Consider the following 14730-nt stretch of genomic DNA (forward strand, 5'->3'; position numbering starts at 1 on the left):
AAGGCTTCATTAAGGTTTGGACACGGTGGGATCAGCAGCAACGCGCCTCGGGACTGGCGTCGTGGCGGCGCCGCCAGTAGTCGCGCTCGGAGAGCACCGGTTCGCCGGGATGCGCGCGGTGCCGGTACTCCAGGTAGCGACGGTAATGGTCGTCGCCCAACAGCGATGACCAGTACCAGCCGATGTGGCGGGCGGCACGCACTAACCCGCGGAACGGGCGTCCCATTGCGCCTGCACCTCCCGCTCGGCGGCCGTGGGGATCAGTCCGGCCGGGGCGAACCGCTGCGACGGCACCGGTGGCGGTTCGGCGGTCGACGCTGCACCGCGAATCGCCCGCAGCGACACCACGATTGCAGCGATCACCACCACTGCCACCAGGACGGCGAACACAATCGACAACGTGCCCTGGATGAAGGTGTTGCGCACCACGTCATGGAGTTGTTCGGGGTTGGCCGCCGATCCGAACGATGTCTCGCCGGCCCGCTCGGCGGCCCGGTAGGCGAAGTGCTGCGTCCAGTAACCCACTCGGGGGTCTCCGGAGAAGATCTTCTGCCACGATGCCGTCATGGTTACCGTCAGATCCCACAGCAGTGGAATGCCCGGCACCAGAGCCCATTTCAGACTAAAGCTGCCCCGGCTCTTCTTGATCACGATCACGGTGACGACGGTCAGCGCGATGGCCGCCAGCAACTGATTGGCGATACCGAACAGCGGGAACAGGGTGTTGATCCCGCCGAGCGGGTCGGTAACGCCCATCAACAGGATCGAACCCCAGCCGGCGACCACGGCCAGGCTGCACGCCCACGCCCCGATCCGCCAACTCGGGTTCGCCAGCCGGCGCAGGGGTCCGCCCAGGTTGCTCAGCGCGTCGGCGAGCATGAACCGTGCCACCCGGGTTCCGGCGTCGACGGTGGTCAGGATGAACAGGGCCTCGAACATGATCGCGAAGTGGTACCAGAAGGCCTTGAGGCCCGGCCCGCCGAACACCCGACCCAGCACGTCGGCCATCCCCAGGGCCAGGGTCGGGGCACCACCGGTGCGCGAGACGACGGACTGTTCACCGACGGCGGCGGCGGCATCGGCGATCTGTTCGCCGGTCACCGGCGCCCCGCTCAGACCCAGCCCGTTGACGTAGGCGGCCGCGCTCGAGGCGGTACCGCCGGTTGCGGCGACCGGTGCGTTGAGGGTGAAGAACAGATGCTGGTCCAGAACCGACGCGGTGATCAGCGCCATCACCGCCACGAAAGACTCGGTGAGCATGCCGCCGTAGCCGATCAGGCGCATCTGGCTCTCTTTTTCCAGCAGCTTGGGGGTGGTGCCGGAGGCGATCAGCGAGTGGAATCCGGACAACGCGCCGCAGGCGATGGTGATGAACAGGAACGGAAACAGCGAACCGGCGAACACCGGCCCGTCGCCGGTGCGGGCGAACTCGGAGATGGCCGGAGCGGCCATCACCGGGTGGGCGATCACGATGCCGACCGCCAGCAGCGCGATCGTGCCGACCTTCATGAAGGTCGACAGGTAGTCGCGCGGGGCGAGGAGCATCCACACCGGCAGCACCGAGGCGGCGAAGCCGTAGCCGATGATGCACCAGGACAACGTCACCGGCGACAACGTGAACCATGCTGTGCCCCAGGAGGTGTCGGCGACCCACTTGCCCGCGGCGACAGCGCCCAGCAGGGCGACGATCCCGATCACGGAGACTTCGGAAACCCGGCCTGGTCGCAGGAACCGCAGGTAGAACCCCATGAACAGGGCGATGGGAATCGTCATGGCGATGGAGAACACGCCCCAGGGACTGACCGCCAATGCCCGGACCACGATCAGGGCCAGGACCGCGATCAGGATCACCATGATGACCAGCACCCCGATGATTGCGGCGGCGCCGCCGACCGGGCCGAGTTCCTCGCGGGCCATCTGGCCCAGTGACCGGCCCCGTCTGCGCACCGAGCACCACAACACCAGGTAGTCCTGCACACAGCCGGCCACCACCGCGCCGATCACGATCCAGATGGCGCCCGGAAGGTAGCCCATCTGGGTGGCCAGCACCGGGCCCACCAGGGGGCCCGCCCCGGCGATTGCGGCGAAATGATGGCCGAAGAGCACCCGGCGGTCGGTCGGCAGATAGTCGGTGCCGTCCTCGAATATCTCAGCGGGGGTGGCGTGGTCATCGCGCGGGCGCACGATGCGGTGTTCGATAAGCCTTGCGTAGAAACGGAATCCGATGATATAGGTGCACACCGCGGCGACCACGAACCACACGGCGTTCACCTGCTCGCCCCGGGCGAACGCGATCGTTGCCCACGCCACGGCTCCTGCGACGGCGAGCCCGCCGAACACCAGTTTGTGGCGTGCCGAGATCGGTGAGCGGTCGATGACCGCGACCGGGGGCAGCTCCGGGTCGGTATGCACATAGGTGACCGGCCCGTCGCGTCGTTCCACAATCTCCGGCGCGGTCGGTGCGGCCACTTGTACCTCCTGGGGGCCTTCTAGCGATGCCCGAGGGGCAGCGGTTTCCGAGCGGAACGATAGCTTGTCCTAGATTCTCAACTACTAGATTTTCGGTAACCGTCTGAAGGGGTGTACATGGACATCAACGGCAAGAAGGCCATCATCGTCGGCGGCGCCTCCGGCATGGGGCGTGCCTCCGCGGAGCTGCTGGCCTCCCGGGGAGCCGACGTGGCGATCCTCGACCGCGAGGGCTCGGAGGGCAAACAGGTCGCGGACGGGTTCGGTGGGACCTTCTACCCGGTGGACATCACCGACTTCGACGGCACCGAGCAGACCCTGGCCGCGGCGGTCGAGGGCCTGGGCGGGCTGCACGTCATCGTCACCACCGCCGGCGGCGGTATTGCCAAGCGCACCTTGTCCAAGTCCGGCCCGCACGACCTGGAGTCCTTCCGCGCGGTGATCGACCTGAACCTGATCGCCACCTTCAACATCAACCGGCTGGCCGCGGCACACATGAGCACCAACGAACCCGAAGACGACGAACGCGGCGTCATCATCAACACGGCGTCCATCGCCGCCTTCGAGGGGCAGATCGGCCAGGTCGCCTACACCGCCGCCAAGGCGGGCGTCGCCGGTATGGCCCTGACCATGGCGCGCGACCTCGGTTCGGTGGGCATTCGGGCACTGGCGATCGCGCCGAGCCTGTTCGCCACCGGCCTGACCAAGGGCATTCCGGAGGAGTTCGCCACGGCCCTGACCAAGGACGCGGCGTTCCCCAAGCGCCTGGGCCGCCCGGAGGAGTTCGCGAAGCTGGTTGCCGCTGTCGTCGACAACCCGATGCTCAACGGCCAGTGCCTGCGCCTGGACGCCGGCCAGCGTTTCGCCCCCAAGTAAACGAAGACCAGGAGACTTCCCATGGGAATTGGAGTAACCGACGACCACCGCGAACTGGCCGAGGTGGCCCGCGGTTTCTTGACCGCGCAGAAGGCCCGCTCGGCCGCGCGTGCACTGTTGGACGCCGACGACGAGGCACTGCCGCCGTTCTGGAGCGAACTTGCCGCGCTGGGCTGGCTGGGCCTGCACATCGGTGAGGAGTACGGCGGCTCGGGCTTCGGGCTGCCCGAATTGGTGGTGGTGATCGAGGAGCTCGGCCGCGCGGTGGCTCCGGGACCATTCGTCCCGACCGTCATCGCGTCGGCGGTGATCGCCGCGGCCGGTACCCCCGAGCAGCAGGCGCGTCTGCTCCCGGGGCTGATCGACGGCTCCGTCACCGCCGGGGTGGGGCTGGCCGGTGACGTCGTCCTGGACGGCGGGGTGGCCTCCGGTGACGCGGGGGTCGTGCTGGGCGCGGGCCTGGCCGACCTGCTGCTGGTCGCGGCCGGCGAGGACGTGCTGGTGCTCGAGCGGGATCGGGCGGGAGTCAACGTCGACGTGCCGGGCAACCTGGACCCGACCCGCCGGTCCGGACGGGTGACGCTGACCGGTGTGGGGGTCAGTGCCGATGACACGCTCGCCGGTGGGCGCGAGTCTGCGCTCGCGCGAGCCCGGCTGCTGTTGGCGGCTGAGGCGGTCGGCGGCGCCGGCGACTGCACCGACTCGGCCGTCGAGTACGCCAAGGTGCGCGAGCAGTTCGGTCGCACCATCGCCACCTTCCAGGCGATCAAGCACCATTGCGCCAACATGCTGGTCGCCGCAGAGTCGGCGACCGCCGCGGTGTGGGATGCCGCGCGTGCCGACGGCGAGGACGAGTTCGCCTTCCGGTTGGCCGCCGCGGTCGCCGCCACGCTGGCGTTCCCCGCCTACGTGCGCAACGCCGAACTCAACATCCAGGTGCACGGTGGTATCGGATACACCTGGGAGCACGACGCCCACCTGCAGTTGCGCCGCGCCCTGACCGTGCAGGCGCTGTTCGGCGGCGATGCCCCGGCCCAGGCGGTCTTCGACAGCGCCGCAGCCGGCATCACCCGTTCCAACAGCCTGGACCTGCCGCCCGAGGCCGAGGAGCTGCGCACGCGCATCCAGGCCGACGCCGCCGAGATCGCGGCGCTGAGCGCCGACGAGCAGCTGGATCGGCTGATCGCGACCGGCTACGTGATGCCGCACTGGCCCAAGCCGTGGGGCAGGGCAGCCGACGCCATCGAGCAGCTGGTGATCGAGCAGGAGTTCAGCGCCGCCGGTATTACGCGGCCCGACTACTCGATCACCGGTTGGGTGATCCTGACCCTGATCCAGCAGGGCACCGACTGGCAGATCGAGCGATTCGTGGAGAAGGCGCTGCGCCAGGAGGAGATCTGGTGCCAGCTGTTCTCCGAGCCCGGCGCCGGCTCGGATGCCGCCGCGGTCAAGACCAAGGCGACCCGGGTCGAGGGCGGCTGGAAGATCACCGGCCAGAAGGTGTGGACCTCCGGGGCGCACTTGTGCCGGCGCGGCCTGGCCACGGTGCGTACCGACTTCGAGGTGCCCAAGCATGCCGGAATCACCATGGTGATCATCGACATGCACGCCCCCGGTGTGGAGGTGCGGCCGCTGCGTCAGATCACCGGCGGCTCAGAATTCAACGAGGTGTTCTTCAACGACGTCTTCGTCCCCGATGAGGACGTCGTGGGACAGGTCAACGAAGGCTGGAAGGTGGCCCGGGCCACGTTGGGCAACGAGCGGGTGAGCATCGGTGGGGGCGGGTCCTTCACCGCCGGGATCGACCAGCAGCTGATCGCGCTGGCCCAGCAGCACCGGCAGGCGGTGGCCGACGCGGAGGTGCGAATCGGCCGGTTCGTCGCCGACGAGCACGCGCTGCGGCTGCTGAATCTGCGCCGGGTGGCGCGCAGCATCGCCGGCGCCGGGCCGGGCCCGGAGGGCAACGTGACCAAGCTGAAGCTGGCCGAGCACATGGGGGACGGGGCGGCGATCGGAGCGGCGTTGCTCGGTCCCGACGTGGCCCTGGACGACGGCCCGGGTGCGCTGGCCGGCCGGATGGTGATGGGAGCGCGCGGTATCGCGATCGCCGGCGGCACCTCGGAGGTGACGCGCAACCAGATCGCGGAGCGCATTCTGGGCATGCCCCGCGATCCGCTGATCAAGTAGCGTTTGCCGGTGTGCGTGCCGGGGGTATCACCCTTCGGCACGCACACCGTTGCAGCCTCGCTTGAGGAGGACGGACATGGCAACCGTCGCAGACCATGTCGTCGCCACGCTCCACCGCAGCGGGGTGCAACGCATCTTCGGGATTCCCGGCGACAGCCTCAACGGGCTGACCGACGCGATCCGCCGGGCCGGCGACGTCGCCTGGGAACAGGTGCGCCACGAGGAGTCCGCTGCTTTGGCCGCAGCCGCGGAGGCGGCGCTTCGCGGTCGGCTGTCGGTGTGCGCCGGCAGTTGCGGGCCCGGCAACCTGCACCTGATCAACGGCCTGTTCGACGCTCATCGCAGCAGGGTGCCGGTGCTGGCGATCGCCGCTCACATCCCGCTGGCCGAGATCGGCTCCGACTACTTCCAGGAAACCCACCCGCAGGACCTGTTTCGGGAATGCAGCGTCTACTGCGAGCTGATCGGCGGCCCCCAGCAGGCGCCGCGCATCCTGGAACTGGCGATGCGTGCCGCGGTCGAGGAGAACGACGTCGCCGTCGTGGTGGTACCGGGCGAGATCCTCGGCCACCGGCTCGACCCGACCGCCTGGGGAGTGCGCCCGGTGCTGCCCACCGCGTCGGTGTGCCACCCCGACGAGCAGGCGCTGCGAGCAGCCGCCGCGATGCTCAACGCGGCCGGCAACGTGACCATCCTGGCCGGCGCCGGGGTGGCCGGCGCCCACGACCAGGTGATCGAGCTGGCGCGCACGCTACAGGCACCGATAGTGCACGCCCTGCGCGGCAAGGAGTACATCGAATACGACAATCCCTATGACGTCGGCATGACCGGGCTGCTCGGATTCGCCTCCGGCTACAAGGCGATCCGGGAAGCCGATGTGCTGCTGATGCTCGGCACCGACTTCCCCTACCAGCAGTTCTATCCCGACCGCGCGCAGATCATCCAAGTCGATATCCGTGGCCGCAACCTCGGCCGGCGCACTCCGATCGACCTCGGGTTACGCGGCCGGGTCGCCGACACCGTGGACGCGTTACGGCCGCTGCTGGTGGCCAAGATCGATTCCGCTCACCTGGAGAAATCGCTCAAGCACTACCGCAAGACTCGCCGACGGCTCGACGCGCTGGCGTCCAACGATCGGGACCGCACCCCGATACGTCCGGAATACGTTGCGGCGGTGGCCAATCGGCTGGCTGCCGACGACGCGGTGTTCACCGTCGACGTCGGCTCTCCGGTGGTGTGGGCGGCGCGCTACCTCACCATGAACGGGCCACGACGGCTCATCGGGTCGTTCAACCACGGCACCATGGCGTGCGCACTACCGCATGCGATCGGCGCCCAGTCGGTGGACAAACAGCGTCAGGTTGTCGCGTTGGCCGGCGATGGGGGACTGGCGATGGGGTTCGGTGAGCTGCTCACGCTGATGCAGAATCGCTTACCGGTCAAGGTGATCGTGTTCAACAACTCGTCGCTGAACTTCGTCGAGCTGGAGATGAAGGCCGCCGGCATCGTCACTTTCGGAACAGAGTTGACCAATCCGGATTTCAGCGCCGTCGCCGCGGCACTGGGCATGTTCGGGCGGCGGGTGGAGCAGCCGGCCGACCTCGAGGCGGCACTGACCGACGCCTTCGCCTACGACGGTCCGGCTGTCGTCGACGTGGTGACCGCCCGCCAGGAGCTGACGATCCCCCCGGCCATCACCGCCGAACAGGCCAAAGGGTTCTCGCTCTATGCGATCCGCACCGTTTTGGCCGGTCGCGGCGACGAACTGCTGGATTTGGTGAGCACCAACGTGGCGCGTCGCATCTTGAGCTGAGCCGATCCGGGCGTCGGCCATAAATCTCTTGCACACCGGTCGCAGCGGCCACTAGCCTGGTGTGATCATGCGTCATCTTCTCGTAGTAGCCGGCACCCGCAGCGGGGTCTGATCCAAGACCGACCCCCGCTGTGGGTCGGAAGCTACTACCCGTCGGTCCCTCTCCCGAGAAGAAAAGACCGCACCATGACCAGCACATCCTTTGCGGACCAATTCCAGACCCGGCTCCCGCGCGAGCTGCAGGATCCGGCCGCCCAGCTCAGCTGGGACGGTTTCGTGGCGACCTATGGCCGCTGCGCCGGGCCGCTGCGGCTGGGCCGCTGGCGCTGCCTGGACGCCGACCGGCCCGCGGCACGGCTAGGGCTGCGGGGCCGCACGTACCAGGCGACGATCGCCCTGGGAGACCGAACCGGCACCTGCACCGCGGCGGCGCACGGCCCGCTGGCCGCGCTCACAGAGATGCTGTACGAGCGCGGAATCACCTTGGAGATCCTCGGATTTCACCAGCTCGGCTGTGGTAGCGATACGGCGACGTTCATCCACGGCTCCAACGGCCGAGAGGCGGCCTGGGCGGTGGGCTTCGCACCCGACGCCGGGCGTTCGGCCGTGGAGGCCGTCGTGACGTGCGTCAATCGGCTGTTGACAGCAGCGTGAACGACGTCTGCGTGGCGGGCCGCGTCCGGAACTACAGTCGGCGCAAGACGATCGGCATCCCATCCGCCGGAACGGGCATGCCGCTGTAGTCCCAGCGTGTCTCATAGCCGGGACGCGGCAACTCCAGCCGGTACCGTCGTAGCAACCGGTGCAGGATCGCCTTGACTTCGAGGCGGCCGAAGGTCATGCCGATGCACTTGTGCGCACCGCCGCCGAACGGACTGAACGCGTAGCGGTGCCGCTTGTGCTCGCTACGGGGTTCGGTGAACCTGTCTGGGTCGAATTTCATTGGATCCGTCCACAACTCAGGAAGACGGTGGTTCACCCCGGGGTAGGCGATGACATGGGTGCCTTGAGGCAGGAAGTAGCCCAGGAGTTCGGTGTCGCGGACGGTCTGGCGCATAGCCCACTGCACCGGCGTCACCAGGCGGATCGACTCGTCCATCACCAAATCCAGCGATTCCAGCTTCTCCAGAGACTCGATGTCGAGTGGTCCGTCGCCCAGGCGATCCGATTCGTCGCGGCAGCGTTGCTGCCATTCCGGGTTGCGGGCGAGGTTATAGACCATGGAGGTCGCTGCCGACGTCGACGTGTCGTGGGCTGCCATCATCAAAAAAATCATGTGGTTGACGATGTCGGTGTCGGAGAACCGGTTGCCTGCCTCGTCTTCGGCGTAGCACAGCGCCGTGAGCAGGTCGTCGCCCTCTTTGCCGCGGTGCTCCTGGACCCGGGCGGTGAAGTAGTCCTCCAGGAGGGCACGGGCCCTGAGGCCACGCCACCAGGCGAAGGGCGGCACGCTGGTTCGGATCACTGCGTTGCCGGAGCGGGTGGTCGTGGTGAAGGCCTTGTTGACCTTCGTGACCAGCTCATGGTCGGTGCCCGGCTCGTGCCCCATGAACACCAGCGCGGCGATGTCGAGGGTGAGTTCCTTCATCGCTGGGTGGAGCAGGAAGCGCGAGTCATCGGTGACCCAATCGTCGGCAATCACCTTGGAGGCGACCCGGTCGATCTGTTCGACGTAGTTGACGAGGCGGGGGCGTACGAATGCCTCCTGCATGATCCTCCGATGGAACAGGTGTTCCTCGAAGTCCAGCAGCATCAGCCCCCGCCTGAAGAACGGCCCGATCACCGGGACCCATCCCTTTTGCGAATAGTCCTTGTTGCGGTTGGAGTAGATGACCTGTGCCGCATCGGGTCCCAGCGCTGCGACGGTGGGCAAGACGGGCGAGTCACCGAACAACACTGGGCCGTGAATGTGGTACTGGCGCATGAGGTAGTCCGGGCCGCCGCGCAGCCACTCAACCATGTGCCCCAAGATCGGCAGCCCGGCGTCGCCGACGACCGGCTTGAGGCCACTGCCCGGGGGAGGCTCGGCGAGCTTCTTCTCCGGGAACTCCGTATTCAACAGCCGCTTTTCCAGCGCCCCCATGCCGGGGAAGTTGTTGAACGACGGCGTGAACCGGCGCTTGGCCTGGTCGATCAGATACTGCGGCGTGCTGATCGTCGTCACTGACGCTCCTTTGACGCGCCCGACAGGCTGTGGCGCCCGTCACTTTCGCCAATCTTTGGGTCAAAGTTGACGACTGTCAAGGCTGATCGCAGCGTGGCGATGCGCGACGTCCCGTGTCACGTGGCGCGGGCGTGTCAGGAGCTGATGTGCCAGGTGCGGGAGCTAGAGCCGGCGCAGCACGATCGGCATCCCGTCCATCGGGATGGGCATGCCGCCGTAGTCCCAGCGCGGCTGGTAGCCCGGGTGGGCCAGCTCGATCCGGTACTGGCGCAGCAACCGGTGCAGCACCGTCTTGATCTCGAGGCGGCCGAACACCATCCCGATGCACTTGTGGGCACCGCCGCCGAACGGGGCCCAGGCGTAGCGGTGCTTCTTGTGCTCTGAGCGCGGCTCGAGGAACCGCTCGGGGTCGAACTGCCGCGGGTTGGTGTAGAGCTCGGGCAGCCAGTGGTTCATCCCGGGCCAGGTGACCACGTTGGTGCCGGCCGGCACGTAGTAGCCCAGCAGGTCGGTGTCGCGCACGGTTTGGCGCATGTTGAACGGCAGCGGGGTCACCAGCCGCAGCGACTCGTCCATCACCAGGTCGAGGGTCTCCAGCTTTTCCAGGGCCTCGATGTCCAGCGGCGCGTCGCCGTGCCGCGCCGATTCGTCCCGAGCCCGGTCCTGCCAGTCCTGGTGGGCGGCCAGGTGGTAGATCATGGTGGTCACGGTCGAGGTGGTGGTGTCGTGAGCAGCCATCATCAGGAAGATCATGTGGTTGACGATGTCTTCGTCGGAGAAGCTGTTGCCGTCCTCATCCGCGGTGTGACAGAGCACCGTCAGCATGTCGGTGCCCTCGGCGTTACGGCGCTCCTTGACCCGCTCGACGAAGTACTCCTCGAGCAGCTTGCGGCCCTGCAGACCCTGCCACCATTTGAACGGCGGCAGCCCGGTGCGGATGATCGCGCCGCCGGCCCGGGTGGTCTGCTCGAAGGCGCGGTTGACCTTGGTGACCAGCTGGTGATCGCTGCCCGGCTCGTGGCCCATGAACACCACCGACGCGACGTCGAGGGTCAGTTCCTTCATGGCCGGGTACACCAGGAAGCGGTTGTCGTCGGTGGGCCAGTCGGCCACGATCGCCGAGGCCACCCGGTCGATGTCCTCGACGTAGCTGGCCAGCCGGGGCCGGGTGAAGGCGGACTGCATGATCCGCCGGTGCGCCATGTGCTCGTCGAACTCCAGCATCATCAGGCCGCGGTTGAAGAACGGCCCGATCACCGGGAGCCAGCCCTTCTGCGAAAAGTCCTTGTTCTTGTTGGTGAAGATGGTCTGGGTGGCGTCAGGCCCCAGCGCGACGATCGACGGCAGGATGGGCGAGTCGGCGAAGGTGATCGGTCCGCGCGTGTTGTACAGGTGCAGCGGGAAGTCCGGGCCCTGGCGGAACATCTCGACGATGTGGCCCAGCAGCGGCAGACCGGAGTCGCCGACGATGGGCTTGAGGCCGCTGCCCGCCGGCGGAGCCGCCAACGTCTTCTGCGGCCAGTCGACCGACATCAGCCGCTTTTCCAGCAACCCCATCCCGGGGATGGTGTTGACTGTGGGGACGAAGCGACGCTTAGCCTGGTCCAGCAGGTAACGCGGCGTGCTGATCGTGGTCACAAACGCTCCTTAACAGCCCGGACGGAATTGTGGTAACCGTCACTTGGCCCCCATCCTTGGATTAAAATTGACGCCTGTCAAGTTTGAATCCGGTGCGGCGTGATGCAAGGTGCAAAGGTGAACACTGAGGATGACGTGGGCGGGCGGTCTTCCGACGATCAGCCGATGCGGCGGGGCGACAAGCAACGTCAGGCGATAGTTCAGGCGGTACGGGAACTGCTGGAGGAAAAGCCCTTCGCGGAACTGTCCGTGAGCACCATCAGCGACCGGGCCGGGGTGGCCCGCTCGGGGTTCTACTTCTACTTCGACTCCAAGTACGCGGTACTGGCGCAGATCCTGGCCGAGGCCACCCATGAGCTCGAAGAACTGACGCACTACTTCGCGCCGCGGGGCGCTGACGAGTCACCGGCGGAGTTCGCGCGGCGCATGGTGGGCAGTGCGGCAGCGGTCTATGCCCACAACGACCCGGTGATGTCGGCGTGCAACACCGCGCGCAACAGCGACGCCGAGATCCGCGAGTTGCTCGACGCCCAGATCGACGCGGTGATCGACCAGGTCGTCGCGGTGATCACCGACGAGATGGCCGCCGGGACGGCGAATCCGATCAGTACCGACATCCCGGCGCTGGTGCGCACCCTGGCGGCCACCACCGGCTACATGCTCTCCGGCGACAGCGCGTTCCTGGGTCCCTCCGGGGATGTGGGTCGTGGGGTGGAGGTGCTCGAGGCACTGTGGCGCAACGCCCTGTGGGGCGGCCGCGAGGATTAGGCGCCGCCGCCCAAGCGTGCCGCCGTGTCCCCGGGGGATCGGGGCAGTCGTGCGCGATACCGCCGGTATCGTCTGCAACCATGACACGCCTAGGGCAGTACTATCGGGGAAAGCGGTGCTTCATCACCGGCGCGGCGAGCGGGATCGGCCGGGCCACCGCGCTGCGGCTGGCGGAGTACGGCGCGGAGCTGTACCTGACCGACCGCAACGCCGAAGGCCTGGCGGAGACCGTCGCCGACGCCCGGGCCCTGGGCGCGCTGGTGCCCGAGCACCGGGCGATCGACGTCGCCGACTACGACGCTGTCGCCGCCTTCGCCGAAGACATCCATGCGCGGCACCCCGCCATGGACGTCGTGATGAACATTGCCGGGGTGTCGGCGTGGGGGACCGTCGACCGGTTGACTCACCAGCAGTGGCGAAAGATGGTCGACATCAACCTGATGGGCCCGATCCACGTCATCGAGTCATTCTTGCCGCAGATGGTCGCCGGCGGCCGCGGCGGCCATCTGGTCAATGTGTCCTCAGCGGCCGGAATCGTGGCCTTGCCCTGGCACGCCGCCTATTCCGCCAGCAAGTACGGCCTGCGCGGAGTGTCGGAGGTACTGCGCTTTGACCTGGCCCGTCACAAGATCGGGGTGTCGGTGGTGGTTCCCGGCGCGGTCAAGACCGGGCTGGTCAACACCGTCGAGATCGCCGGCGTGGACCGCGAGGACCCGCACGTGGAGAAGTGGGTGGGCCGTTTTGCCGGTCATGCCGTGTCACCGGAGAAGGCGGCGGACAAGATACTGGCCGGGGTGGCGCGCAATCGCTACCTGGTCTACACCTCCGGCGACATCCGGGCGCTGTATGCCTTCAAACGGCTGGCCTGGCTGCCCTACAGCGTGGCCATGCGCCAGGCGAACGCCCTGTTCAGCCGGGCGCTGCGGCCGTCGCGGCCGGCCCTGCCCGGTTCCTGATCCGCGCAACCTGCGCCCAGGAACCTCAGCGGCTGCCCCAGTCCCACGCCGGGGTGTTGAGCAGGCCCAACCCGGCGACCCGCGTCTCGCCGAAGTCCTTGTACACCTCGATCTCGGCGGTGTCGTGGCGGTCGGCCTCGGCTACGGGCACCGCCCCGAGCAGCTCAGGCATGGTGCGCGCGTGGGTGACCACCACGACCTGGGTTCGTCCCGCTGCGGCCCGGATGAGCTCGGTCAGCGGTGCCACCAGGTCGGGATGCAGGGAGGTCTCCGGCTCGTTGAGCACCATCAGCGACGGTGGCTGCGGACTCAGCAGCGCGGCGGCCCACAGCAGGAAGCGCAGGGTGCCGTCGGAGAGCTCCGCGGCCCGCAGCGGCCGCAGCATGCCCCGTTGCCGCAGCTGCAGGTCGAACAGGCCGTCGTGCGAGCTCACCGCGAGTGTCGCGCCGTCGAAGGCCGTCGCCACCGCGCGGGCCAGGGCGTCGTCGCCGGATTCGATGATGGTCTGCACCGCCGCGGCCAGGTCGACGCCGTCGCCGGCGAGGACCGGGGTGCGGGTCCCCACCTGTGGCCGGCGCACCGGCGCGCCGGCGTCCACCCGGAAGCCGTCATAAAAGCGCCAATCCCGCAGGCGGTCGCGGACCGCGGCCAGCTCTGGATGTGCGGCGGGGTGGGCGAATTCGGCGAGCACGCTGCGATAGGCGGGCAGGATCCGGGAGAGTTCCTGGTCACCGGAGTCGGTGCTGGCGTGGGCATAGGCCCGGGTACGGCTCACCAACGTGGCGCCGCGCCGTGGCACCGGACCGGCGAAGACCACCTCACGCTTGATCTCCGGATCATGGGCGAACGCCGAATCGGCGCCCGACTGCGGTAGACCCAGATCGACCAGGTAGCCGAAGTCGTCGGAGGCAAAGCCCAGCTCCAACGAGACAGGCCGGGTTCGGCGGGTGCCCTGCTCGACTCCGCTGCGTCGCGCTTCGCCGAGTTGCTCCGGACCGGCCCACAGCACCGACTCCAGGCCGCCCTCGCGGGCCAGGGAGCCGATCACCTCGCCCCGGCCGCAATCGGCCAGTAACCGCAGCGAGCGGTAGAGCGACGATTTGCCGGTGCCGTTGGCCCCCGTGACGACGGTGAGCCGGTGCAGCGGCAGGACCACCTCGCGAAGCGAGCGGTACCCGCGTACCGCGACGGTGGACAGCATGGCTGGGAGACTACCGGCATTTGCTGGACCGGTGGAGGCGGTGCTGCTGACGGGTGTTGTTGTCGGTGGGCGGTGATAGACCTGTCGGCATGAGAGATCAAAGACCGTTTTGTGATGTTCGACACGCCGGGGCGCATGCCGCTGCAGGCTTACAACCAGCGAATTTCAAGAATGTCGTTCGGAACATCTAGTATTGCTTCTCACAAGCAGCCACTAGGTGTAGTGTTTCAAGCACCGACAGACCCCGGATCGCACGGCTGTCCGGACCGCGGCCCCAGGCACCGAATCGGTGTCCCGAGCTGCGGCGGAAGCCGAAAGTCCAAGGCCTTGGCGGCCCGCTGAGAGTAGTACCTGACCCGTCATCCGTTTGTCGTCGACAATTCGCTGAGGAGCCTGTCGCCCATGAGCATCACCGTCTACACCAAGCCCGCTTGCGTGCAGTGCAACGCGACGTACAAGGCGTTGGACAACCAGGGCCTCGCCTACGAGAAGGTCGACATCTCGCTGGACTCCGACGCCCGCGACTACGTGATGGCGCTGGGCTACCTGCAGGCCCCGGTGGTGGTGGCCGGTGGCGAGCACTGGTCGGGCTTCCGTCCGGACCGCATCAAGGCGCTGGCCCAGACCGCGCTCAGCGCATAGCCCGGATGCCGGGTCT

12 protein-coding genes are annotated in these 14730 nt (G+C 67.8%); 7 read left to right on the top strand and 5 right to left on the bottom strand.

Annotation, left to right across the window (positions count from 1 at the left end):
- Positions 1-31: 31 nt before the first annotated feature.
- Both AWC02_RS19470 and AWC02_RS19475 read right to left on the bottom strand, forming a co-directional pair.
- Positions 32-226, bottom strand: a complete 195-nt coding sequence (locus AWC02_RS19470; RefSeq protein WP_085130340.1) for a CstA-like transporter-associated (seleno)protein — start codon at positions 224-226, stop codon at positions 32-34.
- Entirely contained in the window at positions 202-2469 is a 2268-nt protein-coding gene (locus tag AWC02_RS19475; protein WP_085130341.1) for a carbon starvation CstA family protein, read from the bottom strand. The genes AWC02_RS19470 and AWC02_RS19475 overlap by 25 nt, the downstream gene beginning before the upstream one ends.
- A gap of 117 nt (positions 2470-2586) precedes the next feature.
- Here AWC02_RS19475 and AWC02_RS19480 point away from each other — a divergent pair, with 117 nt between their 5' ends.
- The 4 genes from AWC02_RS19480 (at position 2587) to AWC02_RS19495 (ending at position 7999) form a co-directional block, all read left to right on the top strand.
- The gene (locus AWC02_RS19480) at positions 2587-3345 is read left to right on the top strand and encodes an SDR family NAD(P)-dependent oxidoreductase (protein ID WP_085130765.1); all 759 of its coding nucleotides are present in this window, start codon (positions 2587-2589) and stop codon (positions 3343-3345) included.
- A gap of 21 nt (positions 3346-3366) precedes the next feature.
- The gene (locus tag AWC02_RS19485) at positions 3367-5532 is read left to right on the top strand and encodes an acyl-CoA dehydrogenase family protein (RefSeq protein ID WP_085130342.1); all 2166 of its coding nucleotides are present in this window, start codon (positions 3367-3369) and stop codon (positions 5530-5532) included.
- Positions 5533-5608: 76 nt separating this feature from the next.
- Positions 5609-7345 carry a ubiquinone-dependent pyruvate dehydrogenase gene (gene poxB / locus AWC02_RS19490; protein WP_085130343.1) on the top strand — a complete coding sequence of 579 codons (1737 nt, stop codon included), beginning with the start codon at positions 5609-5611 and terminating at the stop codon, positions 7343-7345.
- A gap of 186 nt (positions 7346-7531) precedes the next feature.
- Positions 7532-7999, top strand: coding sequence for a 2-isopropylmalate synthase (locus tag AWC02_RS19495; RefSeq protein ID WP_085130344.1), 468 nt, complete (start codon positions 7532-7534; stop codon positions 7997-7999).
- 31 nt (positions 8000-8030) lie between these two features.
- Here AWC02_RS19495 and AWC02_RS19500 read toward each other — a convergent pair whose 3' ends face one another.
- Positions 8031-9509, bottom strand: a complete 1479-nt coding sequence (locus AWC02_RS19500; RefSeq protein WP_085130345.1) for a cytochrome P450 — start codon at positions 9507-9509, stop codon at positions 8031-8033.
- Positions 9510-9671: 162 nt separating this feature from the next.
- Positions 9672-11147: a cytochrome P450 gene (locus AWC02_RS19505; protein WP_085130346.1), complete on the bottom strand. Its 1476-nt coding sequence runs from the start codon at positions 11145-11147 to the stop codon at positions 9672-9674.
- Positions 11148-11312: 165 nt separating this feature from the next.
- On the opposite strand from AWC02_RS19505, the gene AWC02_RS19510 reads away from it, so the two are divergent.
- The gene (locus AWC02_RS19510) at positions 11313-11915 is read left to right on the top strand and encodes a TetR/AcrR family transcriptional regulator (protein ID WP_237160556.1); all 603 of its coding nucleotides are present in this window, start codon (positions 11313-11315) and stop codon (positions 11913-11915) included.
- A gap of 80 nt (positions 11916-11995) precedes the next feature.
- Entirely contained in the window at positions 11996-12871 is an 876-nt protein-coding gene (locus tag AWC02_RS19515) for an SDR family oxidoreductase (protein ID WP_085130348.1), read from the top strand.
- Positions 12872-12896: 25 nt separating this feature from the next.
- Here AWC02_RS19515 and AWC02_RS19520 read toward each other — a convergent pair whose 3' ends face one another.
- Positions 12897-14072, bottom strand: a complete 1176-nt coding sequence (locus AWC02_RS19520) for an AAA family ATPase (protein WP_085130349.1) — start codon at positions 14070-14072, stop codon at positions 12897-12899.
- 402 nt (positions 14073-14474) lie between these two features.
- Between AWC02_RS19520 and AWC02_RS19525 the strand changes: the two genes are divergently transcribed.
- Positions 14475-14714 carry a redoxin NrdH gene (locus AWC02_RS19525; protein WP_085130350.1) on the top strand — a complete coding sequence of 80 codons (240 nt, stop codon included), beginning with the start codon at positions 14475-14477 and terminating at the stop codon, positions 14712-14714.
- Positions 14715-14730: the final 16 nt, after the last annotated feature.

The sequence above is a fragment of the Mycolicibacter engbaekii genome (assembly GCF_002101585.1).
Lineage (GTDB): Bacteria > Actinomycetota > Actinomycetes > Mycobacteriales > Mycobacteriaceae > Mycobacterium > Mycobacterium engbaekii.